The sequence below is a fragment of the Rhizobium sp. C1 genome, assembly GCF_021026335.1.
In the GTDB taxonomy this organism is placed as follows: domain Bacteria; phylum Pseudomonadota; class Alphaproteobacteria; order Rhizobiales; family Rhizobiaceae; genus Ensifer_A.
The window spans coordinates 953391-979084 of sequence record NZ_JAJNCY010000001.1 but is presented as its reverse complement, the minus strand read 5'-3'; the positions used below and the strand labels follow the sequence as shown (position 1 = coordinate 979084).

Here is a 25694-nt window from a genome sequence, read left to right as displayed (position 1 = left end):
CGAATCCGCGTGGGAATACAGCGTATCGCGGGACTGTTTTGAAAGCCGGCAAGCCTCGCGACAGCACAAGCGGGCAAGCTTGGTGTCGAGGCGGGACAAAGGGTTGAGCGAACGTTGATCGTCTTGAAAAGACGTCCGTCAGACTCCACTTAGAGAGCGGTAATGAAAAGCATCGGGGCTCCCCGCCCGGTGCAGAGGGTGGCCCAGACGGGAACCCGATGGAAAGGAACTCACATGACCAAGAAGACGTTGCCTGCAGACAGCATTGCCTACCCGGTATTGCCGCTGCGTGACATTGTCGTCTTTCCGCACATGATCGTGCCGCTCTTCGTCGGCCGTGAAAAATCCATCCGCGCTCTGGAAGAGGTGATGGGTTCGGATCGCCAGATCATGCTGGTAACCCAGATCAATGCGAGCGACGACGACCCGAAGCCCTCCGCGATCTATACCGTCGGTACGGTCGCCAATGTTCTCCAGCTGCTGAAGCTGCCGGACGGCACCGTCAAGGTTCTCGTCGAAGGCCGCGCGCGCGCTGAAATCGACGGCTATACCGAACGTGACGAATTCTACGAAGCGATGGCCCATGTTCTCGCCGAACCGGCAGAAGATGCCGTCGAGATCGAGGCCCTGTCGCGCTCGGTCGTTTCCGAGTTTGAGAACTATGTGAAGCTCAACAAGAAGATTTCCCCGGAAGTGGTCGGCGCTGCCAGCCAGATCGAGGACTATTCCAAGCTTGCTGACACCGTTGCCTCGCATCTTTCCATTAAGATCACCGAGAAGCAGGAAATGCTGGAAACGGTGAGCGTCAAGACCCGCATGGAAAAGGCGCTCGGCTTCATGGAAGGCGAAATCTCCGTCCTCCAGGTCGAAAAGCGTATCCGCTCGCGCGTCAAGCGCCAGATGGAAAAGACGCAGCGCGAATATTACCTGAACGAGCAGATGAAGGCGATCCAGAAGGAACTCGGCGACGGCGAAGACGGCCGTGACGAGATGGCCGAACTGGAAGAGCGCATCAAGAAGACGAAGCTTTCCAAGGAGGGCCGCGAAAAGGCGGATGCCGAACTGAAGAAGCTGCGCCAGATGAGCCCGATGTCGGCCGAAGCTACCGTTGTGCGCAACTATCTCGACTGGCTGACCGGTCTGCCCTGGGGCAAGCGCTCCAAGATCAAGACCGACCTCAACTATGCCGAGGACGTGCTCGCTGCCGATCACTTCGGTCTCGACAAGGTCAAGGAACGCATCGTTGAGTACCTTGCTGTTCAGGCGCGCGCCAAGAAGATCAAGGGACCGATCCTTTGCCTCGTCGGCCCGCCCGGCGTCGGCAAGACGTCGCTTGCACGCTCGATCGCCAAGGCTACCGGCCGCGAATATGTTCGCATGGCGCTCGGTGGTGTGCGCGACGAGGCCGAGATCCGCGGTCATCGCCGCACCTATATCGGCTCGATGCCCGGCAAGGTCATTCAGTCGCTGAAGAAGGCGAAGAAGGCCAACCCGCTCTTCCTGCTCGATGAAATCGACAAGATGGGCCAGGACTTCCGTGGCGACCCGTCTTCCGCTCTGCTCGAGGTGCTGGATCCGGAACAGAACGCTACGTTCATGGATCACTATCTGGAGGTCGAATACGACCTTTCGGACGTGATGTTCATCACCACGGCGAACACGCTGAACATCCCGGCACCGCTAATGGACCGCATGGAAATCATCCGCATCGCCGGCTACACGGAAGATGAGAAGCGGGAAATTGCCCGTCGTCACCTTCTGCCGAAGGCGATCCGCGACCATGCCCTGCAGCCGGCCGAGTTCTCGGTCTCCGACGACGCGCTGATGGCGGTCATCCGTCAGTACACGCGCGAAGCCGGTGTCCGCTCGCTGGAACGCGAACTGATGAAGCTCGCCCGCAAGGCGGTGACGGATATCCTGAAGGGCAAGGCGACGTCGATCGAGGTGGCGCCCGAGAACGTGTCCGATTATCTCGGCGTTCCGCGCTTCCGCCACGGCGAGGCCGAACGCGAAGATCAGGTCGGTGTTGTCACGGGTCTCGCCTGGACGGAAGTCGGCGGCGAACTGCTGACGATCGAAGGCGTGATGATGCCAGGCGGCAAGGGCCGGATGACGGTGACCGGCAACCTGAAGGACGTGATGAAGGAATCGATTTCGGCGGCCGCGTCGTACGTGCGCTCGCGGTCCATCGATTTCGGCATCGAGCCTCCACGCTTCGACAAGGCTGACATCCATGTCCACGTTCCGGAAGGTGCGACCCCGAAGGACGGCCCGTCCGCCGGTGTTGCCATGGCAACAGCCATCGTTTCGATCATGACCGGAATTCCCGTGTCAAAGGATGTCGCCATGACGGGTGAAATCACCCTTCGCGGCCGGGTACTTCCGATCGGCGGTCTGAAGGAAAAGCTGCTTGCGGCTCTTCGCGGCGGCATCAAGAAGGTGCTGATTCCGGAGGAAAACGCCAAGGATCTGGCGGACATTCCGGACAACGTGAAGAACGAGATGGAAATCGTGCCCGTATCGCGCATGGGTGAAGTTCTGCAGCACGCGCTTGTGCGCCAGCCCCAGCCCATCGTTTGGGAGCCCGATGCCAATGCGGCAGTCGTTCCCGCCGATTCGGGTGAAGAAAGCGGTGTAGGCGTCGCCCATTGACGCGATCCGGCCTCAATTGCGCCGGAATGAAGCTGATAAGAACGCGAGGCCGGCAGAGATGCCGGCCTTTTTTAACGAAAACCGCGCGCAAAGCCCTGCAAAACAAGGGATTGGGCGCATTTTCGGTTGCGGCTGACGCGCTCCTGCGTATTCTGCCCGCGATGACCAATCGAATCGTTTCATACCAGTAAGAAAGGGGTGGAAACATGAACAAGAACGAGCTCGTATCCGCAGTTGCGGAAAAGGCTGGCCTGTCTAAGACCGACGCTGCATCGGCTGTTGACGCTGTATTCGACGCGATCCAGGGCGAACTGAAGAACGGCGGCGACGTCCGTCTCGTCGGCTTCGGCAACTTCTCCGTCTCCCGCCGCGAAGCTTCCACCGGTCGCAACCCGTCCACGGGTGCTGAAGTTGCCATCCCGGCTCGCAACGTGCCGAAGTTCTCGGCCGGCAAGGGCCTGAAGGACGCTGTCAACTAAGACGAGCTTTCGGCCTGCCACCCGCCAGTTTGACTGGAACAGGCAAGCAAAGTTTCGGAGACCCGGTGCTTTGACAGCGCCGGGTCTTTTGCATTTGCGCCAAGGCGAGCAGACAGGAATTCTTGCCGCCATTGGGATTTCGCCTTATGAAGTCCAGGCCGGCATGTCCGGCAATCGTTCTCAGGGCGGGGTGAAACTCCCCACCGGCGGTAACGGGGTAACCCGAAGCCCGCGAGCGCTGCCTTCAGGTTGGCAGGTCAGCAGATCCGGTGCGAGGCCGGAGCCGACGGTCACAGTCCGGATGAAAGAGAATGGGTCCCGCCTTATTCGCCACGCCGCTTGGCTCCCGTTGGCGAAGACGATGGAATCTCATGCCCTGATTTGTGTTGGCCCGGTCTTGGGAAAGTGAACATGAATCAGCTTGAAAATCTTCGGCTCAGATATCCGGCCATTGCCGCCGCCGCGATCATGGTGCTGGCAGGCGTCGCCTTTGCCGCCATCAACGTGCTGACGCAATGGGTGACAATGAAGCTGGGCTTTGGCTCTGTTTCCACCGCCTTCTGGCAATATGCCATCGCACTCCTTTTTTCACTGCCTTATTTGTGGCGAGTCGGCGTCGGCGCGATGCGCACGAGATTTCCGGCAAGCCATATCATCCGCGTTGCGTTCTCGGTCTTCGGTGTTCAGGCCTGGGTGATGGGGCTGGCGCATGTGCCGATCTGGCAGGCGATCGCGCTGGTGATGACATCGCCCTTCTTCATCATTCTGGGGGCCCGGATCTTCCTCGGCGAGCGGGTCGGGCCGGCACGCTGGGCTGCGACCGCGACCGGCTTTGCCGGTGCCATGATCATCCTGCAGCCGTGGTCGGACACCTTCACCTGGGCAGCGCTTCTCCCCGTGCTCGCAGCACTCCTGTGGGGCGCCACCTCGCTCTACACGAAGAGCCTGACGCACGACGAATCACCTGAAACCATCACAGTCTGGTTGCTGCTTCTGTTAACACCGGTGAACGGCGCCTTCGCACTCGCCTCCGGCTTTGAACTTCCGACGGGCTCTGCTCTGGCGATCTTCGTCGCCCTCGGTCTGCTGACAGCTGTCGCGCAGTATCTGCTGACGCTCGCCTATGCGACGGCGGACGCGGCCTATGTCCAGCCTTTCGACGATCTGAAACTGCCGCTCAACGTGCTGGCAGGGTGGGTTGTCTTCGGCTACGCGCCTGCCGGAACGCTCTGGCTCGGTGCCATCCTGATCCTCGGCGCCTCGCTCTTCATCATGACCTACGAATCGCGCAGGGAGAGGGCCGTTGCCGCGGAATGATGGAAACGAAAACGGGGGCCGAAGCCCCCGAAAAATGTCGATCAGTGATTCTCAGAACGCGTGAAACGTGATCGTCGTCAGCGTCCGCTCGACATCCGGGATGTCGACGAAGATATCATTGACGTAACGGCCGATATCCTGCCCGTCGGGCACATAAATCTTCGCGATGAGATCGTAGTCGCCGCTCGTTGAATAGAGCTCGGAGACGACTTCCTTCTCATAGATCTTGTTGGCGACTTCGTAGGTCTGGCCGGGCCGGCAGCGAACCTGGGTAAAAATGCAGCGCATGTCGCCTTCCTCCGTGTTGATTCTTTTGACGTGATACGACCTTAGCCAAAGCCCTGGTGCATTTGAAGTGTCGCACGCTTGCCTTTCTGTTGCGTGATACAGCAAAATGTCGTTCGTTTTGACCCTAAAGATCGTTGATTGCTGAAGGATAACCGATGTCCATGCCGCCCGAAGAGTTTTATGGCGCAAGCCAGGCCAAGACGGCGGAGCGGGAGCATTCGCGATCTCTGATGATCTCGCGGATGACTTCAGCACTTGTCTTTCTTCGCACAGGCTTTATCGGCGCCTTCCTGGCGATCGCGGTGATTCACCTTTTAGGTCCCGGTGTAGGCTTGGCCGGCAATGGCTATGATCTGGGCGGCTCGTTCTGCGGCTTCGTGCTCGGCACGCTCATCGAAATCATTCGTCGCAGCCGAGGCCGGACATCCCCGGAAATGCCCGCCGGGAAACTCTGAGTTGATGAAGGTCAAAGTCGCGCGAGCGGCTTGGGCTTATCTGCATCAGTGGTGACGCATTGCGGAGACAACAGGGAATCGCCCGACATGACCCTTCTGGCATTCATTGCAGCGGTTTTGGCGCTTCTGCTTGCCCCAGGCCCCACGAACACCCTGATGGGCGTCGCGGGAAGCCAGGGCGGGATTGTTAGAGCCGCGCGGCTGATTCCGGCCGAACTTGCCGGATATCTCACCACTATCCTGCCGCTCACGCTCATCGGTTCGCCATTCTTCGCGGAATTTCCCGTCGCGGCCCTGATTCTGAAATCGGCCGCCGCCGTGTGGGTCATGTTTCTCGCTATCAAGCTCTGGGGCAGGGCGCAAGCGACAGATGGTATAGGAAGCGTGAGCGCAGGGCGGGTCTATATGACCACCGCGCTGAACCCGAAAGCGCTGGTCGTCAGCTTCATTCTCCTGCCGCCGTTCAGCGATCCCGCTTTTTTCCCGCGCCTTTCCGCTTTCTGCGCTCTGGTCATGGCGGCTGCACTTGTCTGGGCAGGCGCCGGCAATCTGCTGAGCGGTGGGAAGCCCGGAAACAGGACCCGGCTCGTCGAAAGGATCGCGTCGGTCTGGCTTGCAGCCATTTCCGTCTTGCTGATCGTGACGGTTCTCAAGAGCTGAATTCCAACAACGCAGATGCAAAAGATGCGAACGCGTCCAGCGCGTTACAAAGCAGTGTTCATGTTGTTTGGAAAGAATGGTGGGCGATGAGAGACTCGAACTCCCGACATCCTCGGTGTAAACGAGGCGCTCTACCAACTGAGCTAATCGCCCGCCGCGTTGGTGGGGGTGATCTATTCGCAAAGACTGTGATCCGCAAGAGGGCGAGACCCATTTTTCGCATTTTTTTTGACGAAGCCCCGCCATTCAAAGCCTCTGTCAAAAAATTGTCGTCGGAGCGATTTTTTGTTTTGAATTCTGCTTGACACTCACCCGTCTACCCCTTAGACACCCGCTCACCGAACGAAGCGGCGACGCGGTTCGGGAAATGCGCGGGTGTAGCTCAGTCGGTTAGAGTGCCGGCCTGTCACGCCGGAGGTCGCGGGTTCGAGCCCCGTCACTCGCGCCATTCTTTTCCTATACAGATAGTTACGAGAATGCGTTCACCTTGAGGGTGAACTGGTCTTTCGATGAGGAAAGGCCTTTGGCGCTCATGCGATGCCAGGCGACTCAGCTTGAAAGCAAGGCCATTGTTTTTCGTATTGTGGCGTGTTTCGCCCGGCCCAGGTGGTTGGCCAGATGGTGGTAATGTATCATTGCTGCGGCACTGATCGAACATTTCTCTCGAATTGACCGTCGTCATATTGCGCTGCGAAACCGTGCTGCGGCATCTGTGTCGTGAATTGGTAAAGTTGATCATGTTAATCGTTGTTTTGCGGTTCAAATCGCTTGCACCGCAAGACGGGCTGCGCTAGTCACGATGACGTTGCAACGAAGACCTACGCCCTGTCGGCAATTGCCCGGCGCGCCCGACGCGACCGCACCTGAGGACAGGCTAAGGACGGACAGAATGACAGATCTCCTCAGTTCCTATCTCCCGATCGCGATCTTTATTGGCGTATCGCTGATTATCGGCATCTCGCTGCTGATCGCGCCCTTCGCACTTGCGTTCAAGGCGCCTGATTCGGAAAAGCTTTCCTCGTTTGAGTGCGGCTTCAACGCCTTCGACGACGCGCGCATGAAGTTCGACATCCGCTTTTATCTCGTTTCGATCCTGTTCATCATCTTCGACCTGGAAGTCGCGTTCCTGTTTCCGTGGGCCGTGTCGTTCAGCAGCATCGGCTGGGTCGGTTTCTGGTCCATGATGGTCTTCCTCGGCGTCCTGACGATCGGCTTCATTTATGAATGGAAGAAGGGAGCACTCGAATGGGAGTGACATCCGGCAACACCACGCTCGTCGCACCGCAGCCGAAGGGGATCATTGATCCCTCGACCGGCAAGCCGGTGGGCGCAAACGACAAGTTTTTTGGCGAAATCAACAACGAGCTGGCCGACAAGGGCTTCCTCGTCACCGCCACCGACGAGCTGATCACCTGGGCCCGCACGGGTTCTCTGATGTGGATGCAGTTCGGTCTCGCATGTTGCGCCGTTGAAGGCCTGATGCAGGCGTCCGGCCCGCGCTACGACATGGAGCGCTTCGGCGTTGCGCCGCGCGCTTCACCGCGCCAGTCGGACGTCATGATCGTGGCCGGCACGCTGACCAACAAGATGGCGCCCGCGCTCCGCAAGGTCTATGACCAGATGCCCGAGCCGCGTTACGTAATTTCGATGGGCTCCTGCGCCAACGGCGGTGGCTACTATCACTATTCCTATTCGGTTGTGCGCGGTTGTGATCGCGTCGTGCCGGTCGACGTTTATGTTCCGGGCTGTCCCCCCACAGCCGAGGCTCTGCTCTACGGCGTGCTGCTTCTTCAGAAGAAGATCCGGCGCACCGGAACGATCGAGCGCTAAGGCTGAAGGGTTAAGCAATGAGCGAAGCACTGAACACGCTTGCGGCACGGATCGGCGAACAGAAGGGTTCGCTGGTTCTCGCGTCGGAAGTTGCCTATGGCGAGCTGAGCATTACGGTCGCGCCGGAGAACCTCATCGAGGTTCTGCGCTTCCTGCATGATGATTCCGCCTGTCGTTTCATCAACGTGACGGACATCTGCGGCGTCGATTATCCGGGCCGGGATGAGCGTTTCGAGGTGGTCTACCATCTGCTGTCGCCGTCGAAGAATCAGCGTATCCGCATTAAGGTGCCGACCACCGAAGACAAGCCGGTGCCGACCGCCTGCGATATCTATCCGGGTGCGAACTGGTTCGAGCGCGAAACCTACGATATGTACGGCATCCTGTTCTCGGGCCATCCGGATCTGCGCCGCATCCTCACCGACTACGGTTTCGAGGGTTATCCGCTGCGCAAGGACTTCCCGATGACCGGCTATGTCGAAGTGCGCTACGACGACGAGGCAAAGCGGGTTGTTTATGAACCCGTGCAACTGCGCCAGGAGTTCCGCAATTTCGACTTCCTCTCGCCATGGGAAGGCACGGATTACGTGCTGCCGGGCGATGAGAAGGCAGCGAAGTAAGGGGCGGAAGACATGACCATGACGAAAGAACATTCCGTCCGCAACTTCACGATCAACTTCGGCCCCGAGCACCCGTCGGCCCACGGCGTTCTGCGTCTGGTGCTCGAGCTTGACGGTGAAATTGTCGAGCGTGCCGACCCGCATATCGGTCTGCTGCATCGCGGCACCGAAAAGCTGATCGAAGCCAAGACCTATCTGCAGGCTGTTCCTTACTTTGACCGTCTCGACTATGTCGCGCCGATGAACCAGGAGCACGCCTACTGCCTCGCGATCGAGAAGCTTCTCGGTATCGAGGTTCCGAAGCGCGGCCAGCTGATCCGCGTTCTCTTCTCGGAAATAGGCCGCATCCTGTCTCACATCATGAACGTCACGACGCAGGCCATGGACGTCGGCGCGATGACGCCGCCGGTCTGGGGTTTCGAAGAGCGTGAAAAGCTGATGGTGTTCTATGAGCGTGCCTGTGGCGCGCGCATGCACGCAGCCTATTTCCGTCCGGGCGGCGTCCATCAGGACATCCCCCATAAGCTCGTTGAAGACATTGCGGCGTGGTGCGATCCCTTCCTCAAGGTTCTCGACGATATCGAAGGCCTGCTGACCGGCAACCGCATCTTCAAGCAGCGTAACGTCGATATCGGCGTTGTTTCGCTCGAAGATGCCTGGAAATGGGGTTTCTCCGGCGTCATGGTGCGTGGTTCGGGCGCTGCCTGGGATCTGCGTCGCGCGCAGCCTTACGAGTGCTATTCGGAACTCGATTTCGACATTCCGATCGGCAAGAACGGTGACTGCTACGATCGTTACCTGATCCGTATGATCGAAATGCGCGAAGCCGTGAAGATCATGAAGCAGTGCTGTGCACGCCTGCTCGGCAGCGAAAAGGTCGGTCCGGTCTCGTCGCTCGACGGCAAGGTCGTTCCGCCGAAGCGTGGCGAGATGAAGCGTTCGATGGAAGCGCTGATCCACCACTTCAAGCTCTACACCGAAGGCTTCCACGTTCCCGCCGGCGAAGTTTACGCTGCCGTCGAGGCCCCGAAGGGTGAGTTCGGCGTCTATCTCGTTTCGGACGGCTCGAACAAGCCGTATCGTTGCAAGATCCGCGCTCCCGGCTTCGTGCACCTTCAGGCGATGGATTTCCTGAGCAGCGGCCACATGCTGGCCGACGTGACGGCAATCCTCGGCTCACTCGACATCGTGTTCGGTGAGGTTGACAGATGATCATGTCTCGGATCGTTCTGGCGGCTCTCATCATCGGCATCTCGTCTGCGGCATCCGCCCAGACGGTGGTGGGAGGCAATACGGGCAAGAACGCGCCCGTGCCGCCTTCGACGATGAAGGACTTGCTCGCTCAGGGCTACGAGATCAAGGCAGCCGTGCCGAACGGCGCCAAGTTCGTGATATTTATGCAGAAAGACCAGTCGGCCTACGCTTGCGAATTCGTGTCCGTCACGAATACCAAATGCGGTGCCATCAACTGACAAGGCGTGAAAGAGAATGTCCGTTCGACGACTAGCCGATGACAATGTCCAGCCGCAGAGCTTCGCCTTCAACGAAGCCAACAAGGTCTGGGCGGCCGAGACGATCAACAAGTACCCCGCTGGCCGCCAGCAGTCGGCGGTCATTCCGCTGCTGATGCGCGCCCAGGAGCAGGATGGCTGGGTGACGCGTGCGGCGATCGAAACGATCGCGGACATGCTGGAAATGCCCTATATTCGGGTACTTGAAGTCGCGACCTTCTATACGCAGTTCCAGATCAAGCCGGTCGGTACGCGTGCTCACGTGCAGGTCTGTGGCACCACGCCCTGCATGCTGCGCGGCTCGGAAGAGCTGATGGCAGTCTGCAAGAAGAAGATTCATCCCGAGCCGCTTCACACCAACGAGAGCGGTACGCTGTCGTGGGAAGAGGTCGAATGTCAGGGCGCCTGCGTCAACGCGCCGATGGTCGTCATCTTCAAGGACACCTATGAGGACCTGACGCCGATCCAGCTCGAATATATCATCGACCGTTTCGAGGCGGGCAAGGGCGGCGATGTGACCCCTGGTCCTCAGATCGACCGCGTCTACTCGGCACCCGCCGGCGCCCCCGTCACGCTGACGACCGACACGCCGGCACCGAAGTTTGCTGATCGTGCTGAGGCACCGGCTTCTGCGGCAGCCGCACCGGTTGCTGCTGCCGCACCGGCAGCACAGGCTGCTGAAGCGCCGGCTGCGAAGGCGGAAGCCAAGCCATCGCTGGATGATCCGAACCGTCCGGCTGCGGTCGAGAAGCCGGCGACGCCGGACGACCTCAAGATGATCTCGGGCGTCGGACCGGTCATGGAAACCAAGCTTCATGATCTCGGCATCTATACATTCGCTCAGATTGCCAAGTGGACCGAAAAGGAAATCGCCTGGGTTGATGGCTACCTGGCGTTCCGCGGTCGTATCCTTCGCGACGACTGGATCAAGCAGGCCGATGCGCTGGCGCGCGGCGGCGAAGAAGAATATGTGCGCGTTTTCGGCAAGAAGCCGCGTTGAGAGGTGAGACATGCTTAAGGACGAAGATCGCATTTTCACCAACCTTTACGGTCTCAAGGACAAGTCCCTGAAGGGCGCGATGTCGCGCGGCCACTGGGACGGCACCAAGCAGATCATCGAAAAGGGCCGTGACTGGATCATCGACGAAATGAAGGCTTCCGGTCTTCGTGGGCGCGGTGGCGCAGGCTTCCCGACGGGTCTCAAGTGGTCGTTCATGCCCAAGCAGAGCGACGGCCGCCCGCATTACCTCGTCGTCAATGCTGACGAATCCGAGCCCGGTACCTGCAAGGACCGCGACATCATGCGCCACGATCCGCATACGCTGATCGAAGGCTGCGTGATTGCCGGTTTCGCCATGGGCGCCAATACGGCCTACATCTACCTGCGTGGCGAATACATGCGCGAGCGCGAAGCCCTGCAGGCGGCCGTCGACGAGTGCTATGACGCCGGCCTCCTCGGCAAGAACAACAAGAACGGCTGGGACTTCGACGTCTATCTGCATCACGGTGCAGGCGCCTATATCTGCGGCGAAGAAACGGCACTGCTGGAAAGCCTGGAAGGCAAGAAGGGCCAGCCGCGCCTGAAGCCGCCGTTCCCCGCCAACATGGGCCTCTATGGCTGCCCGACCACGGTCAACAACGTAGAGTCCATTGCCGTTGCTCCGACCATCCTGCGTCGCGGTGCCTCCTGGTTCTCGTCGATCGGCCGTCCGAACAATGTCGGCACCAAGCTTTTCATGGTCTCCGGCCACGTCAACAAGCCCTGCACCTTCGAAGAAGCAATGGGCCTGTCCTTCCGCGAGATCATTGAGACGCATTGCGGCGGCATCCGCGGCGGCTGGGACAACCTGCTCGCCGTCATTCCGGGTGGCGCATCATGCCCCGTCGTCAAGGGCGACGACATGAAGGATGCGATCATGGACTTCGACGGCATGCGCGAGGTCAAGTCCTCGTTCGGCACCGGCGGCATGATCGTCATGGACAAGTCGACCGACATCATCAAGGCCATCTGGCGTATCGCCGCCTTCTTCAAGCACGAGAGCTGCGGTCAGTGCACGCCGTGCCGTGAAGGCACCGGCTGGATGATGCGCGTTCTCGAGCGCATGGTGAAGGGCAACGCGCAGAAGCGCGAAATTGACATGCTGTTTGAAGTCACGAAGCAGATCGAAGGTCACACGATCTGTGCATTGGGCGACGCTGCCGCCTGGCCGGTCCAGGGTCTGATCCGCAATTTCCGTCCGGAAATCGAAAAGCGGATCGACCAGTATACGGCCAACGCCATGGCGCACGGCGCGGTTCTGGAGGCTGCCGAGTAAGCTTCCATGAACGCCCAGCGCAACGATCATCGTGACGACATGTCCGCTCCGCATGATGCGGTAGCGAATCTTGTTCGAGCGACGAACGAGGCGATGGAGGCATTCATGAAGACTGACTGGACGAAGGACGGTGACAGGCAAGAGGGCGTTGCGCTCAATCCGCTGATGGCCAATCCGGCCATCATGATGGCAGCGGCAACAGCTTACGGGATCCGGATGACCGGGCAGTGGGCGAGCCTCTTCCTCAATGCGATGCAGGATCAGGCAGACCGCGCGAGTGCGCAGGCTGCCGAAGTGGAAGCTGCGGAAGCACAGCCGGTGACGGAACCGGTTAAGGCGAAGGCAGTTGAACCGGAGGTGGTCGCTCCGGTCGTCGTGGAAGCGCAGCAGAGCGGTCCTTTGTCTGCAGCGCCAACCGTAGACGAGGTGATCGAGAAGCGGGCGCGCAAGGCGGCGAAGGTCGCCAAGGTTCGCAAGTCGGCCGAGAAGGCTGCGGTCGCGAAGGCGCCGGTTTCGGCCGGCGACGACTTGAAGCGGATTTCGGGCATCGGCCCGAAGCTGGCCAATGTGCTGACGGGTCACGGAGTGGTGACATTCGCGCAGCTGGCCGAAATGAATGAAGCAGCGCTTGCTGCGCTCGACGCGGAACTCGGTCTTGAAGGTCGGATTCTGCGGGACGACTGGGCGGGGCAGGCGCGGAAGATACTGGCGACCGGACACTGAGCCGCAAGGCAGGTTCAAGGGCGTGAAATGAAATAGGCGAGGGTGGTCCGAAGGACCTTCCGGACCACGACAGAAACTCTGGCTTGATGCGCGACTGGGCGCGGAAGCGGGAAGGCGGATATGGCGAAGCTGAAAGTCGACGGTAAGGAAATCGAAGTTCCGGATCATTTCACGCTGTTGCAGGCGTGCGAGGAAGCCGGGGCCGAGGTGCCGCGCTTCTGTTTTCATGAGCGGCTGTCGGTTGCCGGCAACTGCCGCATGTGTCTGATCGAGGTCAAGGGCGGCCCGCCGAAGCCTACGGCCTCCTGCGCCATGGGTGTGCGCGACGTCCGTGGCGGCCCGAACGGTGAACTGCCGGAAATCTTCACCAACACGCCGATGGTCAAGAAGGCCCGCGAAGGCGTGATGGAATTCCTGCTGATCAACCATCCGCTGGACTGCCCGATCTGCGACCAGGGTGGCGAATGCGACCTGCAGGACCAGGCCATGGCCTTCGGCATGGACGGTACGCGCTATAATGAAAACAAGCGCGCCGTCGAAGACAAGTATATCGGACCGCTCGTCAAGACCGTGATGAACCGCTGCATTCACTGCACGCGCTGCGTTCGCTTCACGACGGAAGTCGCCGGCATTTCCGAGCTCGGTCTCATCGGCCGTGGCGAAGACGCCGAAATCACCACCTATCTCGAGCAGGCCATGACCTCCGAACTGCAGGGCAACGTTGTTGACCTCTGCCCGGTCGGCGCACTGACCTCCAAGCCCTTCGCCTTCACGGCCCGCCCATGGGAACTGAACAAGACCGAGACGATCGATGTCATGGACGCGCTCGGCTCCGCCATCCGCGTCGACACGCGTGGCCGCGAAGTCATGCGCATCATGCCGCGCGTCAACGAAGACGTGAACGAGGAGTGGATCTCCGACAAGTCGCGCTTCGTCTGGGACGGCCTGCGTACGCAGCGCCTCGACAAGCCTTACGTCCGCAAGGACGGCCGTCTGGTTCCGGCAACCTGGGGTGAGGCATTTGCCGCCATCAAGGACGCCGTCTCCAAGACCAATGGCTCGAAGATCGGCGCGATCGCCGGGGATCTCGCTTCGGTCGAAGAAATCTATGCGCTCGGCGAACTGATGGCCGCTCTTGGCTCCAAGAACGTCGATGCCCGTCAGGATGGCGCATTTGCTGATCCGTCGCTCGGCCGCGCGTCTTACATCTTCAACCCGACCGTTGCCGGCATCGAGAAGGCTGACGCCTTCCTGCTCGTCGGCTCCAACCCGCGCTTCGAAGCGGCCGTTCTCAACGCCCGCATCCGCAAGCGCTGGCGCCAGGGCGGCGTCGCCGTTGGCGTGATCGGTCAGGACGGCGAATTCCGCTACAAGCATGAATATCTCGGTGCCGGTACGGATACGTTGGCCGCTGTGGCAGACGGTTCGAATGCATTTGCTGAAAAGCTGAAGGCCGCCAAGAACCCGATGATCATCGTCGGCCAGGGCGCGCTCAAGGGTGCAAACGGTGCGGCCGTGCTCGCTGCTGCGGCGAAGATCGCTGCGGATTGCGGCGCTGTCACCGACGAGTGGAATGGCTTCGCCGTTCTCCACACGGCAGCCTCGCGCGTCGGCGCACTCGACCTCGGCTTCGTGCCGGGCGAGGGCGGTGCGGATGCCGCAACGCAGCTGGCTTCCATGGACGTTCTCTTCCTGCTCGGCGCTGACGAACTTGACTTCGCCGCGAAGAAGGCTGGCTTCACGGTCTATATCGGCAGCCATGGCGATGCTGGCGCATCTGCTGCTGACGTTATCCTGCCGGGTGCGGCCTATACGGAAAAGTCCGGCACCTGGGTCAACACTGAAGGCCGCGTCCAGATGAGCACACGCGCCGGCTTCGCACCGGGTGATGCCCGCGAAGACTGGGCGATCATTCGCGCGCTCTCCGACGTGCTCGGCAAGAAGCTGCCGTTTGATTCGCTGGGCGCTCTGCGTGCAAAGCTCTATGCGAGCCACCCGCATTTCGCCGAACTCGATGCGATCAAGCCGGGCACGGCCGCTGAAATTGCTGCACTGGCGAAAAAAACCGGTGCTCTGGAGAAATCCGCATTTGCAAGCGCGGTCAAAGACTTCTATTTGACGAACCCGATAGCGAGGGCTTCCGCCGTCATGGCTGAATGCTCCGCGCTGGCGGCCAACAACTTCAAGGTTGCCGCGGAGTAAGGGCAGGGATCATGGAACAGTTTTTCTTCACCTATGTCTTGCCGGCGCTGATCATCGTGGGGGAATCCCTCCTCATGCTCGTCGCGCTGCTGCTCTTCATCGCCTATATCCTGCTCGCCGACCGCAAGATCTGGGCTGCGGTCCAGATGCGTCGCGGACCTAACGTGGTGGGTCCGTGGGGACTTTTCCAGTCCTTCGCCGACCTTTTGAAATTCGTGCTGAAGGAGCCGATCATTCCGGCCGGCGCCAACAAGGGCGTTTTCCTTCTCGCGCCGCTGGTTGCCGTGACGCTGGCGCTTGCTACCTGGGCCGTCATTCCGCTGAATGCCGGTTGGGTGATCGCCAATATCAATGTCGGCATCCTCTACGTCTTCGCGATTTCGTCGCTGGAAGTCTACGGCATCATCATGGGTGGCTGGGCTTCGAACTCGAAGTATCCCTTCCTCGGCGCGCTGCGTTCGGCTGCGCAGATGGTGTCCTATGAAGTCTCGATCGGCTTCGTGATCGTCACCGTCCTGCTGACCGTCGGTTCGCTGAACCTGTCCGACATCGTCATGGCGCAGAACACCGGCCTCGGAACCAAGCTCGGCCTGCCGCCGTCGCTGCTCGACTGGAACTGGCTCGCGCTCTTCCCGGTCTTCATCATCTTCTTCATCTCGGCGCTCGCTGAAACCAACCGTCCGCCCTTCGATCTTCCGGAAGCGGAATCGGAGCTGGTCGCCGGATTCATGGTCGAATATGGCTCCACGCCGTACATGATGTTCATGCTGGGCGAATATTCGGCCATCGTTCTGATGTGCGCGCTGACGACGATCCTCTTCCTCGGCGGCTGGCTGCCTCCGGTTGATGTCTGGTTCCTCAACTGGGTCCCGGGTGTCATCTGGTTCATCCTCAAGGCTACCATGGTCTTCTTCATGTTCGGCCTGGTGAAGGCGTTCGTGCCCCGCTACCGTTACGACCAGCTGATGCGTCTCGGCTGGAAGGTCTTCCTTCCGCTGTCGCTCTTCTTCCTGATCGTGACCGCATTCGTACTCAAGCTGACGGGATGGGCGTGACCATGGCCTCTGCTACCCAATTCGTTAAGTCGCTCTTCCTGCGCGAATTCATCAGCGCGATCGGTCTGACCATGCGCTACTTCTTTGCGCCCAAGGCCACCGTGAACTATCCCTTCGAAAAGGGCCCGGTTTCCCCGCGCTTCCGTGGCGAACATGCCCTGCGCCGTTATCCGAACGGCGAAGAGCGCTGCATCGCCTGCAAGCTCTGCGAAGCGATCTGTCCCGCTCAGGCCATCACTATCGAGGCCGGTCCGCGCCGCAATGACGGCACGCGCCGCACGGTTCGCTACGACATCGACATGGTGAAGTGCATCTATTGCGGCTTCTGCCAGGAAGCCTGCCCGGTCGACGCCATCGTCGAAGGCCCGAATTTCGAATTCGCGACCGAAACGCGCGAAGAACTCTACTACGACAAGGCCCGTCTTCTCGACAACGGCGACCGCTGGGAGCGGGAAATCGCGGCCAATATCGCAATGGACGCACCGTACCGGTGATCCGCATCTGACATGAAACGTGCGCCGCCGCTTGGGCGGCCGCGCAAAAGGGGCATGGCGCGCCGGCAATCGGTGCGTCTCACCGGATGGGCCGGCGACGGCCGTCACCCTCCGGAAAGCTGAAAAAGGCATCGACATGGGTCTTCAGGCTCTATTCTTTTATCTGTTCGCCTTCATCGCCATCGCATCGGCGTTCATGGTGATTTCGGCGCGGAACCCGGTTCACTCCGTCCTGTTCCTGATCTTGACCTTCTTCAACGCGGCCGGGCTCTTCCTGCTCACCGGCGCCGAATTCCTGGCGATGATCCTCCTCGTCGTCTATGTCGGCGCGGTTGCGGTTCTCTTCCTCTTCGTCGTAATGATGCTGGATGTGGATTTCGCAGCGCTTCGCACCAAGGCGCTGGAATATGCGCCGATCGGCGCGCTGATCGGCATCATTCTCGCGCTGGAACTGATCTTCGTCATCGGCGGCTCGACCATCTCGCCGCAGATCGCCAAGACGGCTGCCATGCCGATCCCCGCTCTGACGGAACGCAGCAATACGCAGGCGCTCGGTGACGTGCTCTACACGCACTACGTCTACTTCTTCCAGATCGCCGGACTTGTTCTGCTTGTGGCCATGATCGGCGCGATCGTGCTGACGCTGAAGCATCGGACGAACGTCAAGCGGCAGAACATTTCGGCCCAGGTAGCCCGCACACCCGAGACGGCGGTTTCGATCGTCAAGGTGAAGCCGGGGCAGGGCATCTGAGGCAGGCGACCGGACATTTAAGGAAAGACAATCATGGAAATCGGTATTTCCCATTATCTCACGGTCAGCGCCATCCTCTTTACGCTGGGTATCTTCGGGATTTTCCTGAACCGCAAGAACATCATCGTCATCCTGATGTCGGTCGAGCTCATCCTGCTCGCCGTCAACATCAACATGGTGGCCTTCTCGACCTTCCTGCATGATATTGCAGGCCAGGTCTTCGCTCTGTTCATTCTGACCGTCGCGGCTGCGGAAGCCGCCATCGGTCTTGCAATTCTCGTCGTCTTCTACCGCAACCGCGGCTCTATCGCGGTCGATGACGTCAACGTCATGAAGGGCTGATCGAACCATGGACATGCTCTACAAAGCCATCGTCTTCCTTCCGCTGATCGGCTTCCTGATTGCAGGCCTCGGTGGCAACACGATTGGGGCGAAAGCGTCCGAATTCGTCACGACGAGCCTCATGGTCGTCGTCGCCGTTCTGTCGTGGGTCGTTTTCTTCAACGTGGCGCTCGGTCATCACGAAGAAGTCGTCAAGGTTCAGGTTCTGCACTGGATCCAGTCCGGCGGTCTCGACGTGTCCTGGGCCTTCCGCATCGATACGCTGACGTCCGTCATGTTCGTGGTGGTCAACACGGTTTCGTGCCTCGTGCATCTCTACTCGATCGGCTACATGCACCACGATCCGCATCGGCCGCGCTTTTTCGCCTATCTCTCGCTCTTCACCTTCGCGATGCTCATGCTCATCACGTCGGACAACCTGCTGCAGATGTTCTTCGGCTGGGAAGGTGTGGGTCTGGCGTCCTACCTGCTCATCGGCTTCTGGTTCAAGAAGCCGTCGGCCAGCGCTGCCGCCATGAAGGCCTTCATCGTCAACCGCGTTGGTGACTTCGGCTTCGTTCTCGGCATCTTCTCCGTCTTCGTTCTGTTCGGCTCGATCAATTTCGATACGATCTTCGCAGCCGCGCCGAATTACATTCCGGCCGCAGGCCAGGGCAAGGTCGTTATCAACCTGTTCGGCATGCAGCTTGACCAGGCGCACGCGATCACCGCGACCTGCCTGCTGCTTTTCCTCGGCGCCATGGGTAAGTCGGCACAGTTCCTGCTGCACACCTGGCTTCCGGACGCCATGGAGGGCCCGACACCGGTTTCGGCGCTCATCCATGCGGCAACCATGGTCACCGCCGGCGTCTTCCTTGTCGCCCGCATGTCGCCGCTCTTCGAACTGTCGCCGGATGCACTGACTGTCGTCACCATCATCGGTGCCATCACGGCCTTCTTCGCCGCGACCGTCGGTCTCGTTCAGAACGACATCAAGCGCGTGATTGCCTATTCGACCTGCTCGCAGCTCGGTTACATGTTCGCAGCGCTCGGCGTCGGCGCTTATGGCGCGGCAGTCTTCCACCTCTTCACGCACGCCTTCTTCAAGGCCCTTCTGTTCCTTGGCGCCGGTTCGGTCATCCACGCCGTCTCCGACGAGCAGGACATGCGTCACATGGGTGGTCTCAGAAAGCATATTCCGAAGACCTATTGGGGTATGATGATCGGTACGCTCGCACTCACGGGTGTAGGTGTTCCCTTTACCCCGCTTGGCACGGCCGGCTATTACTCGAAGGATGCGATCATCGAGGCAACCTTTGCTGCAGGAACATCCGTCGGCCACTTCGCCTTCTGGATGCTGGTCATCGCAGCCTTCTTCACGAGCTTCTACTCGTGGCGTCTGGTCCACATGACCTTCCATGGCAAGCCTCGTGCATCGCATGATGTCATGCACCACGTTCACGAGTCGCCGTTCGTGATGCTCTTCCCGCTGCTGGTCCTTTCGATCGGTGCGCTGTTCGCGGGCTGGGTGTTCCATGGCTACTTCTTCGGCGAGGAATACAGTGAATTCTGGAAGGGCGCGCTCTTCACCTCACCGCACAACGAGATTCTGAAGCTGGCGGAAGAAGTTCCGACCTGGGTCAAGCTCAGCCCGTTTATCGCCATGGTGCTCGGCTTCGTGCTTGCCTACTGGATGTACATCGTGTCGCCGGGCATCCCGAAGGTTCTGGCCCAGCAGCATCGTGTTCTCTACGAGTTCCTGCTGAACAAGTGGTACTTCGACGAGCTCTATGACGTCCTGTTCGTCCGCACCGCAAAGTGGATCGGTAACTTCCTTTGGAAGCAGGGCGACATCCGCGTCATCGACGGCCTCGGCCCGAACGGTGTTGCTGCCCGCGTCATTGATGTGACCGGCCGCGTGATCCGGCTCCAGTCCGGCTACCTTTACCATTACGCGTTCGCGATGCTGATCGGCATTGCCGCGCTTGTCACCTGGATGATGATCGGGAGTGCCCTCTGATGACCGATTGGCCAATTCTGACCGTCGTCACCTTTCTGCCGCTCGTCGGCGTGCTGCTGCTGCTTTTGACCCGCGACGACTCCCCATCGGGCCGCCGGAATGTTCTGACCATTTCGCTGCTGACCACGCTGGTGACCTTCGTCGTATCGCTCTTCATCTGGATCGGCTTTGACAACGCCAATCCCGGATTCCAGATGGTCGAGAAGCATGCCTGGCTCAATACGGGCATTTCCTATGCCGTCGGCGTTGACGGCATTTCGATGCTCTTCGTCATCCTGACGACCTTCCTCATGCCCTTTTGCGTACTTGCCAGCTGGTTTGCCGTCGAGAAGCGCATCAAGGAATACATGATCGCCTTCCTGATCCTCGAAGTCCTGATGCTCGGCGTCTTCGTGTCGCTCGACATCGTGCTCTTCTACGTGTTCTTCGAAGCAGGCCTGATCCCGATGTTCATCATCATCGGCGTCTGGGGTGGCAAGGATCGCGTCTACGCATCTTATAAATTCTTCCTCTACACGCTGCTCGGTTCGGTCCTGATGCTGCTTGCCATCATGGCCATGTACTGGAACGCCGGCACGACCAGCATTCCCGAACTGCTGAGTCACAAGTTCCCGGCAGGCATGCAGACCTGGCTCTGGCTCGCCTTCTTTGCCTCCTTCGCGGTGAAGATGCCGATGTGGCCGGTCCATACCTGGCTTCCCGATGCACACGTTCAGGCACCGACGGCCGGCTCCGTCATCCTGGCCGGCATCCTGCTGAAGCTCGGCGGCTATGGTTTCATCCGCTTCTCGCTCGCCATGTTCCCGGTTGCGTCGGAGCACTTTGCGCCCTTTGTCTTCGCGCTCTCTGTCCTGGCAATCATCTACACGTCGCTCGTCGCTCTCATGCAGACCGATATCAAGAAGCTGATTGCCTATTCTTCGATCGCGCACATGGGCTATGTCACCATGGGCATTTTCGCGGCCAACGTTCAGGGCCTGCAGGGCGCCATCTACCAGATGCTCTCGCACGGTATCGTCTCCGGCGCGCTCTTCCTCTGCGTCGGCGTTGTCTACGACCGCCTGCATACCCGCGAAATCGCGGCCTATGGCGGTCTGGTCAACAACATGCCGAAATATGCGGTTGCCTTCATGGTCTTTACCATGGCGAATGTTGGTCTTCCGGGAACGTCGGGCTTCGTTGGCGAATTCCTGACGCTGATGGGGGCCTTCCGCGCCAACACCTTCGTGGCTCTCTTCGCTGCGACAGGTGTCATCCTCTCGGCCGCCTATGCGCTCTGGCTCTATCGCCGCGTCATTTTCGGTGCGCTGGAAAAGGATACTCTGAAGAGCCTGCTGGATCTCTCGGCACGCGAAAAGCTGATCCTTTATCCGCTGGCGATCCTCACCATCTTCTTCGGCGTCTATCCGGCTCCGGTCTTCAATGCGACCGCTGCTTCCGTGGACATGCTGCTGAAGAACTATACTGCTGCAATCGAAGCCGCGCATTCTGTCGCGGTCACGATGAACTGACGACGGGATTTACGAGATCATGACCGCAGAAACGCTAATCGCCAGCCTGCAGCTTTCGCTTCCGGAGCTGGTTCTCGCTGTCGGCGCGCTGATCCTTCTGATGATCGGCGTCTTCTCCGGCGACAAGTCCGCAGGCACGGTGACGGGGCTTTCGATCCTGTTGCTGGTCGCCGTTGGCGCGCTCGTCGTGTTCAAGAGCGCCGATGGGACCGCCTTCGCCGGCGCCTATCGGTCGGACGCTTTCGCACGTTACATGAAGCTCCTGTCATTGGCCGGCGCTGTCGTCGCGTTGATCCTCGCTTTCGGCAACAGCCGTTCGGAGCCGGACCAACGTTTCGAGTATCCGGTTCTGATGGTGCTGGCGACGCTCGGCATGATGCTGATGATTTCGGCCAACGACATCATCTCGCTCTACCTCTCGCTTGAACTGCAGTCGCTGGCGCTTTACGTGGTGGCCGCGATCAACCGTGACAGCCTGAAGTCGACCGAAGCCGGCCTGAAGTATTTTGTTCTGGGCGCACTGTCCTCGGGCATGCTGCTTTACGGCATGTCGCTCGTCTATGGGTTCACCGGCCAGACCGGCTTCTCGGAGATTGCCGGCGCGCTGACCGCCGAACATCGTTCGCTGGGCCTCGTCTTCGGTCTCGTCTTCGTGCTTGCCGGTATTGCGTTCAAGATCTCGGCCGTTCCATTCCACATGTGGACGCCGGACGTGTATGAAGGCGCACCGACCCCGGTCACGGCCTTCTTCTCTGCTGCCCCGAAGGTTGCCGCCATGGCGATCCTCATCCATCTCGTCGCGATCGCCTTCAAGCCGATCATGCATGACTGGCAGCAGATCGTCGTGTTCATCTCGATTGCATCCATGGCGCTCGGTGCCTTCGCCGCAATCGGTCAGACGAACATCAAGCGCCTGATGGCTTATTCCTCGATCGGTCACATGGGCTATGCCCTGGTTGGCATCGCTGCGGGTAATCAGGAAGGCATCTCGGGCGTTCTGATCTATCTGCTGATCTACTCGGTCATGTCGCTCGGCGCCTTCGCCTGCATTCTCGCGATGCGCGTGAAGGACGGCGGTGCTGTCGAGGGTATCGACGATCTGGCTGGTCTTTCGAAGACCAACCCAGTGATGGCGCTGGTGCTGACGCTTCTGATGTTCTCTTTGGCTGGCATCCCCCCGCTTGCAGGCTTCTTCGCGAAGTATTTCGTGTTCATGGCCGCCATCAAGGCAAACCTGCTGACGCTCGCCATCCTTGGCGTCTTGTCCTCGGTTGTCGGTTGCTACTACTACCTGCGCATCGTCAAGGTCATGTGGTTCGACGACGTCAAACGCGAGTTCACGCGCCCCGCCGGCGAACTGAAGCTGATCTATGGCCTGTCGGGTCTCTTCGTCATCGGCTACCTGCTGATCGGCGGCCCGCTGGGTGCTGCAGCTGAAGCTGCTGCCCGTTCCTTCTACTGATGGACGGGATTGGAATTGGCCGAAAGCCGGAAAACGGCTTTCGGCAGATCGAACTGAACGAGACACCTTCGACCAATCTCGAATGTCTCGAACGTGCGCGTTCCGGCGATCCAGGGCAGCTTTGGGTCACCGCGCGCAGGCAGACCAGCGGTCGGGCGCGCCGCGGGCGGTCCTGGGTCTCCGAGCCTGGTAATCTCTACGCCTCCCTGCTTCTCATCGATCCCGCGCCGTTTGATCGTCTGGCAAGTCTGCCGCTGGTCGTCTCTCTGGCCGTCTATGATGCGATCCGCCGCGAGCTTCCTGCCGATGTGGATGTCCGCATCAAGTGGCCGAACGATGTTCTCGTCGAGGGCTGCAAGGTGAGCGGCATCCTTCTTGAGGGGGAAACGCTCCCCGGCGGTCATCACGCTCTGGTCATCGGATGTGGTGTTAACATTGCACACAAGCCGGCCGAGGCGCTTTACCCGGTAACGTGTCTTGCGGAACGGGGCGCGACCTGCAGCCCCGAAATCCTGTTTGCCCGCCTTTACGAGGCGATGGAGCGTTTGCTGAAGATCTGGGATCGAGGCGAGGGTACGTCTACCCTCGTCAGCCAGTGGCGTGCGGTTGCCAAGGGCATCGGAGAGCCCGTCACTGTGAACCTGCCCGACCGATCACTGCAGGGCATTTTTTCGGGGATTGATGCGCAGGGTATGCTATTGCTCGACCTGCCCGATGGAACGCGGCAGGCAATTGCTGCAGGCGATGTGTTTTTCATGGGCCAAGAAAGAAATTGAGAATGGCGAATTCTGACGAACTGATCTTCCTTCCGCTGGGCGGCGTTGGCGAAATCGGCATGAACCTCGCGCTTTACGGCTTTGGCCCGCCGGCGAAGCGGCAGTGGATCATGGTCGACTGCGGCGTGACCTTTGCAGGGCCGGACCTTCCTGGCGTTGACCTCGTTCTGCCCGACATCGCCTTCATCAAGGAGCGACGCAAGGATCTGAAGGCGATCATCATCACACATGCCCATGAAGACCATTATGGCGCGCTCTCCGATCTCTGGCGCGAGTTGAATGTCGCCGTCTATGCCTCGCCCTTCACGGCTGGCATGCTTGAGGCCAAGCGGGAGTTCGAGGCAAGCCGCGGCGAAGTGCCGATCAATATCTTCAAGGCTGGCGACCGCATTAATGTCGGTCCCTTCGAGATCGAGGCCGTGGCCGTCACCCACTCGATCCCCGAGCCGATGTCGCTTTTCATCCGCACACCGCTCGGCAATGTCGTCCATACCGGCGACTGGAAGATTGACATGCATCCTTCCGTGGGACCGGTGACGGATGAAACGCGGTTTCGTGCGCTGGGCGACGAAGGCGTTCTCGCTTTGATGTGCGACAGCACCAATGCGATGCGCGAAGGCATTTCTCCCTCCGAAAAAGAGGTTGCAGAAAGCTTGACCAAGATCATCGAAGAGGCAGAGGGCCGCGTTGCAATCACCACATTCTCCTCGAATGTCGGCCGCATTCGCTCTATCGCGGAAGCAGCGGAGCGCGCAGGACGCGAGGTTCTGCTTCTCGGCAGTTCGATGAAGCGGGTGACCGATGTGGCCCGGGATTGCGGCCTGATGGAAGGCGTGAAGCCCTTCATCGGCGAGGATCAGTTTGGCTATATCCCGCGTGACAAGGTGGTCGTGATCCTGACAGGTAGTCAGGGTGAGGCGAGGGCGGCGCTGGCCAAGCTCTCTCGCGACGAGATGCGCAATGTTGCATTGGCTCCCGGCGATCTCGTTGTCTTTTCGTCGCGCACGATCCCCGGCAATGAAAAACCGATCCTCGACATCTGCAACGCCTTGATCGACCAGGGGATCAAGATCATCGGTGACAGCGACGCTCTGGTGCATGTGTCGGGCCATCCGCGCCGCGCCGAATTGCGCCAGATGTATGAGTGGATCCGTCCCAAAATCCTCGTCCCCGTCCACGGCGAAGCGGCGCATCTGAACGCGCAGGCGGAGCTCGGCGCCAGCGCCGGCATCGAAACGGTGCAGCAGGTTCGCAACGGCGACATGCTGCGTCTGGCACCTGGCCCGGCCGTGATTATCGATCAGGTTCATCATGGCCGCATTTACAAGGATGGCGCGCTGATCGGCGACTACGACGAAGTGGGAATTGGCGAACGCCGGAAACTTGCCTATGTCGGCCATGTAGCCGTCAGCGTGCTTCTGGATTCGCGCTACGACTTCGCGGGTGATCCGGACGTGGTGAGTATCGGGCTTCCCGCCTTCGATGACGAGGGCGATGCCATGGATGACGCGATCTATGATGCGGTGCTCGGTGCCGTGGAAAGCATTCCGCGCGCCCGCCGCAAGGATCTTGAAGGGCTCAAGGAGTCGGTCCGCCGGGCGGTGAGGGCCACCGTCAACCAGAGCTGGGGCAAAAAACCGGTCGTGACCGTGTTCCTGAACCGCGTAACCTGACAGACTGCGAAACAACGGAGGAGAAGACATGCTGGGAAGGGTCAATCACATCGCAATCGCCGTGCCTGACCTTGCCGCGGCGACCGCCGTATACCGCGATACGCTGGGCGCTCACGTATCGCAGGCACAGGCTCTGCCGGAACATGGCGTGACGGTGGTCTTTGTGGAGCTCCCGAACACCAAGGTGGAACTCCTGGAGCCGCTCGGAGAGAATTCCCCTATTGCGGCCTTCCTCGCCAAGAACGCGGCCGGCGGCATGCATCACATCTGCTATGAAGTGCCCGACATCATCGCGGCGCGCGATCAACTGGCAGCCGGCGGGGCGCGTGTTCTCGGAGACGGAACCCCGAAGATCGGCGCCCATGGCAAACCGGTTCTGTTCCTGCATCCCAAGGATTTTCAAGGCACACTGGTCGAACTGGAACAGGTGTGACGCTTTGGCGCAGAGCAATTTTGCGCTCTGTCCCTCTCAAGTATTTGATCTTGAAAAAGGCTTTGAAACCGGCGGGTCCGTGAACGCGCTTTTCAGAACGCCGCGTTGGGAGTAAATCAGTTCGGTCGCGCTCGTCTCTGGGCGCT

24 protein-coding genes, 2 tRNA genes, 1 pseudogene and 1 riboswitch are annotated in these 25694 nt (G+C 60.0%); of the genes and pseudogenes, 25 read left to right on the top strand and 2 right to left on the bottom strand.

Going from position 1 to position 25694, the window contains the following annotated elements; genetic code table 11:
• Window positions 1-234: 234 nt before the first annotated feature.
• The 3 genes and pseudogenes from lon to LQK83_RS04825 form a co-directional block, all read left to right on the top strand.
• Window positions 235-2581, top strand: a pseudogene (lon, locus tag LQK83_RS04835) (endopeptidase La); the annotation flags it as partial.
• Window positions 2582-2858: 277 nt separating this feature from the next.
• Window positions 2859-3131: a DNA-binding protein HupB gene (hupB, locus tag LQK83_RS04830; RefSeq protein ID WP_230836105.1), complete on the top strand. Its 273-nt coding sequence runs from the start codon at window positions 2859-2861 to the stop codon at window positions 3129-3131.
• 172 nt (window positions 3132-3303) lie between these two features.
• Window positions 3304-3448: riboswitch (FMN riboswitch) on the top strand.
• A gap of 94 nt (window positions 3449-3542) precedes the next feature.
• Window positions 3543-4448 (top strand): DMT family transporter, encoded by a 906-nt coding sequence (locus LQK83_RS04825; RefSeq protein WP_230836104.1) that lies wholly within the window; start codon window positions 3543-3545, stop codon window positions 4446-4448.
• A gap of 51 nt (window positions 4449-4499) precedes the next feature.
• Here the strand turns inward: LQK83_RS04825 and LQK83_RS04820 are convergent, their stop codons facing one another.
• Window positions 4500-4736, bottom strand: a complete 237-nt coding sequence (locus LQK83_RS04820) for an Lrp/AsnC ligand binding domain-containing protein (protein WP_112627460.1) — start codon at window positions 4734-4736, stop codon at window positions 4500-4502.
• 161 nt (window positions 4737-4897) lie between these two features.
• Between LQK83_RS04820 and LQK83_RS04815 the strand changes: the two genes are divergently transcribed.
• Both LQK83_RS04815 and LQK83_RS04810 read left to right on the top strand, forming a co-directional pair.
• Complete coding sequence (locus LQK83_RS04815; protein ID WP_230836103.1) at window positions 4898-5191, top strand: hypothetical protein; 294 nt, start codon at window positions 4898-4900, stop codon at window positions 5189-5191.
• Window positions 5192-5278: 87 nt separating this feature from the next.
• The gene (locus tag LQK83_RS04810) at window positions 5279-5851 is read left to right on the top strand and encodes a hypothetical protein (protein ID WP_230836102.1); all 573 of its coding nucleotides are present in this window, start codon (window positions 5279-5281) and stop codon (window positions 5849-5851) included.
• A gap of 77 nt (window positions 5852-5928) precedes the next feature.
• Here the strand turns inward: LQK83_RS04810 and LQK83_RS04805 are convergent.
• Window positions 5929-6004, bottom strand: a tRNA-Val gene (locus LQK83_RS04805).
• A gap of 218 nt (window positions 6005-6222) precedes the next feature.
• On the opposite strand from LQK83_RS04805, the gene LQK83_RS04800 reads away from it, so the two are divergent.
• The 20 genes from LQK83_RS04800 (at window position 6223) to mce (ending at window position 25548) form a co-directional block, all read left to right on the top strand.
• Window positions 6223-6299 (top strand) — tRNA-Asp (locus LQK83_RS04800).
• Between the two features lie 441 nt (window positions 6300-6740).
• Window positions 6741-7106, top strand: coding sequence for an NADH-quinone oxidoreductase subunit A (locus LQK83_RS04795; protein WP_109857788.1), 366 nt, complete (start codon window positions 6741-6743; stop codon window positions 7104-7106).
• Window positions 7097-7681, top strand: a complete 585-nt coding sequence (locus tag LQK83_RS04790) for a NuoB/complex I 20 kDa subunit family protein (RefSeq protein ID WP_109857787.1) — start codon at window positions 7097-7099, stop codon at window positions 7679-7681. Before LQK83_RS04795 ends, LQK83_RS04790 begins: the two co-directional genes overlap by 10 nt.
• A gap of 17 nt (window positions 7682-7698) precedes the next feature.
• The gene (locus tag LQK83_RS04785) at window positions 7699-8301 is read left to right on the top strand and encodes an NADH-quinone oxidoreductase subunit C (RefSeq protein WP_230836101.1); all 603 of its coding nucleotides are present in this window, start codon (window positions 7699-7701) and stop codon (window positions 8299-8301) included.
• Window positions 8302-8319: 18 nt separating this feature from the next.
• Window positions 8320-9513: an NADH-quinone oxidoreductase subunit D gene (locus LQK83_RS04780; protein WP_230836318.1), complete on the top strand. Its 1194-nt coding sequence runs from the start codon at window positions 8320-8322 to the stop codon at window positions 9511-9513.
• A gap of 2 nt (window positions 9514-9515) precedes the next feature.
• Window positions 9516-9773, top strand: a complete 258-nt coding sequence (locus LQK83_RS04775; RefSeq protein ID WP_230836316.1) for a hypothetical protein — start codon at window positions 9516-9518, stop codon at window positions 9771-9773.
• Window positions 9774-9789: 16 nt separating this feature from the next.
• Complete coding sequence (nuoE, locus tag LQK83_RS04770; protein ID WP_230836100.1) at window positions 9790-10812, top strand: NADH-quinone oxidoreductase subunit NuoE; 1023 nt, start codon at window positions 9790-9792, stop codon at window positions 10810-10812.
• A gap of 10 nt (window positions 10813-10822) precedes the next feature.
• The gene (nuoF, locus tag LQK83_RS04765) at window positions 10823-12127 is read left to right on the top strand and encodes an NADH-quinone oxidoreductase subunit NuoF (protein WP_230836099.1); all 1305 of its coding nucleotides are present in this window, start codon (window positions 10823-10825) and stop codon (window positions 12125-12127) included.
• Window positions 12128-12232: 105 nt separating this feature from the next.
• Window positions 12233-12850 carry a helix-hairpin-helix domain-containing protein gene (locus LQK83_RS04760; protein WP_230836098.1) on the top strand — a complete coding sequence of 206 codons (618 nt, stop codon included), beginning with the start codon at window positions 12233-12235 and terminating at the stop codon, window positions 12848-12850.
• A 120-nt stretch (window positions 12851-12970) separates the two neighbouring features.
• On the top strand, window positions 12971-15052 hold the full coding sequence (gene nuoG, locus LQK83_RS04755) for an NADH-quinone oxidoreductase subunit NuoG (protein ID WP_230836097.1): 2082 nt from the start codon (window positions 12971-12973) through the stop codon (window positions 15050-15052).
• A gap of 11 nt (window positions 15053-15063) precedes the next feature.
• Complete coding sequence (gene nuoH, locus LQK83_RS04750; protein ID WP_230836096.1) at window positions 15064-16107, top strand: NADH-quinone oxidoreductase subunit NuoH; 1044 nt, start codon at window positions 15064-15066, stop codon at window positions 16105-16107.
• Window positions 16108-16109: 2 nt separating this feature from the next.
• On the top strand, window positions 16110-16601 hold the full coding sequence (nuoI, locus tag LQK83_RS04745) for an NADH-quinone oxidoreductase subunit NuoI (protein WP_112627649.1): 492 nt from the start codon (window positions 16110-16112) through the stop codon (window positions 16599-16601).
• A gap of 136 nt (window positions 16602-16737) precedes the next feature.
• Complete coding sequence (locus LQK83_RS04740) at window positions 16738-17352, top strand: NADH-quinone oxidoreductase subunit J (protein WP_230836095.1); 615 nt, start codon at window positions 16738-16740, stop codon at window positions 17350-17352.
• A gap of 33 nt (window positions 17353-17385) precedes the next feature.
• Entirely contained in the window at window positions 17386-17694 is a 309-nt protein-coding gene (gene nuoK / locus LQK83_RS04735; RefSeq protein ID WP_230836094.1) for an NADH-quinone oxidoreductase subunit NuoK, read from the top strand.
• A gap of 7 nt (window positions 17695-17701) precedes the next feature.
• The gene (nuoL, locus tag LQK83_RS04730) at window positions 17702-19693 is read left to right on the top strand and encodes an NADH-quinone oxidoreductase subunit L (protein ID WP_230836093.1); all 1992 of its coding nucleotides are present in this window, start codon (window positions 17702-17704) and stop codon (window positions 19691-19693) included.
• The gene (locus LQK83_RS04725; RefSeq protein ID WP_230836092.1) at window positions 19693-21204 is read left to right on the top strand and encodes an NADH-quinone oxidoreductase subunit M; all 1512 of its coding nucleotides are present in this window, start codon (window positions 19693-19695) and stop codon (window positions 21202-21204) included. The genes nuoL and LQK83_RS04725 overlap by 1 nt, the downstream gene beginning before the upstream one ends.
• Before the next feature lie 19 nt (window positions 21205-21223).
• Window positions 21224-22666, top strand: coding sequence for an NADH-quinone oxidoreductase subunit NuoN (gene nuoN, locus LQK83_RS04720; RefSeq protein ID WP_230836091.1), 1443 nt, complete (start codon window positions 21224-21226; stop codon window positions 22664-22666).
• Complete coding sequence (locus LQK83_RS04715) at window positions 22666-23442, top strand: biotin--[acetyl-CoA-carboxylase] ligase (RefSeq protein WP_230836090.1); 777 nt, start codon at window positions 22666-22668, stop codon at window positions 23440-23442. The genes nuoN and LQK83_RS04715 overlap by 1 nt, the downstream gene beginning before the upstream one ends.
• A gap of 2 nt (window positions 23443-23444) precedes the next feature.
• Window positions 23445-25115, top strand: a complete 1671-nt coding sequence (locus LQK83_RS04710; protein ID WP_230836089.1) for a ribonuclease J — start codon at window positions 23445-23447, stop codon at window positions 25113-25115.
• 28 nt (window positions 25116-25143) lie between these two features.
• Complete coding sequence (mce, locus tag LQK83_RS04705) at window positions 25144-25548, top strand: methylmalonyl-CoA epimerase (RefSeq protein WP_230836088.1); 405 nt, start codon at window positions 25144-25146, stop codon at window positions 25546-25548.
• The last annotated feature ends 146 nt before the right edge of the window (window positions 25549-25694 follow it).

Bases quoted from the DNA above. Each gene is read 5' to 3' on its own strand.
- hupB (WP_230836105.1), top strand. From the start codon at position 2,859: ATGAACAAGAACGAGCTCGTATCCGCAGTTGCGGAAAAGGCTGGCCTG.
- LQK83_RS04825 (WP_230836104.1), top strand. From the start codon at position 3,543: ATGAATCAGCTTGAAAATCTTCGGCTCAGATATCCGGCCATTGCCGCC.
- LQK83_RS04820 (WP_112627460.1), bottom strand. From the start codon at position 4,736: ATGCGCTGCATTTTTACCCAGGTTCGCTGCCGGCCCGGCCAGACCTAC.
- LQK83_RS04815 (WP_230836103.1), top strand. From the start codon at position 4,898: ATGCCGCCCGAAGAGTTTTATGGCGCAAGCCAGGCCAAGACGGCGGAG.
- LQK83_RS04810 (WP_230836102.1), top strand. From the start codon at position 5,279: ATGACCCTTCTGGCATTCATTGCAGCGGTTTTGGCGCTTCTGCTTGCC.
- LQK83_RS04795 (WP_109857788.1), top strand. From the start codon at position 6,741: ATGACAGATCTCCTCAGTTCCTATCTCCCGATCGCGATCTTTATTGGC.
- LQK83_RS04790 (WP_109857787.1), top strand. From the start codon at position 7,097: ATGGGAGTGACATCCGGCAACACCACGCTCGTCGCACCGCAGCCGAAG.
- LQK83_RS04785 (WP_230836101.1), top strand. From the start codon at position 7,699: ATGAGCGAAGCACTGAACACGCTTGCGGCACGGATCGGCGAACAGAAG.
- LQK83_RS04780 (WP_230836318.1), top strand. From the start codon at position 8,320: ATGACGAAAGAACATTCCGTCCGCAACTTCACGATCAACTTCGGCCCC.
- LQK83_RS04775 (WP_230836316.1), top strand. From the start codon at position 9,516: ATGTCTCGGATCGTTCTGGCGGCTCTCATCATCGGCATCTCGTCTGCG.
- nuoE (WP_230836100.1), top strand. From the start codon at position 9,790: ATGTCCGTTCGACGACTAGCCGATGACAATGTCCAGCCGCAGAGCTTC.
- nuoF (WP_230836099.1), top strand. From the start codon at position 10,823: ATGCTTAAGGACGAAGATCGCATTTTCACCAACCTTTACGGTCTCAAG.
- LQK83_RS04760 (WP_230836098.1), top strand. From the start codon at position 12,233: ATGAAGACTGACTGGACGAAGGACGGTGACAGGCAAGAGGGCGTTGCG.
- nuoG (WP_230836097.1), top strand. From the start codon at position 12,971: ATGGCGAAGCTGAAAGTCGACGGTAAGGAAATCGAAGTTCCGGATCAT.
- nuoH (WP_230836096.1), top strand. From the start codon at position 15,064: ATGGAACAGTTTTTCTTCACCTATGTCTTGCCGGCGCTGATCATCGTG.
- nuoI (WP_112627649.1), top strand. From the start codon at position 16,110: ATGGCCTCTGCTACCCAATTCGTTAAGTCGCTCTTCCTGCGCGAATTC.
- LQK83_RS04740 (WP_230836095.1), top strand. From the start codon at position 16,738: ATGGGTCTTCAGGCTCTATTCTTTTATCTGTTCGCCTTCATCGCCATC.
- nuoK (WP_230836094.1), top strand. From the start codon at position 17,386: ATGGAAATCGGTATTTCCCATTATCTCACGGTCAGCGCCATCCTCTTT.
- nuoL (WP_230836093.1), top strand. From the start codon at position 17,702: ATGGACATGCTCTACAAAGCCATCGTCTTCCTTCCGCTGATCGGCTTC.
- LQK83_RS04725 (WP_230836092.1), top strand. From the start codon at position 19,693: ATGACCGATTGGCCAATTCTGACCGTCGTCACCTTTCTGCCGCTCGTC.
- nuoN (WP_230836091.1), top strand. From the start codon at position 21,224: ATGACCGCAGAAACGCTAATCGCCAGCCTGCAGCTTTCGCTTCCGGAG.
- LQK83_RS04715 (WP_230836090.1), top strand. From the start codon at position 22,666: ATGGACGGGATTGGAATTGGCCGAAAGCCGGAAAACGGCTTTCGGCAG.
- LQK83_RS04710 (WP_230836089.1), top strand. From the start codon at position 23,445: ATGGCGAATTCTGACGAACTGATCTTCCTTCCGCTGGGCGGCGTTGGC.
- mce (WP_230836088.1), top strand. From the start codon at position 25,144: ATGCTGGGAAGGGTCAATCACATCGCAATCGCCGTGCCTGACCTTGCC.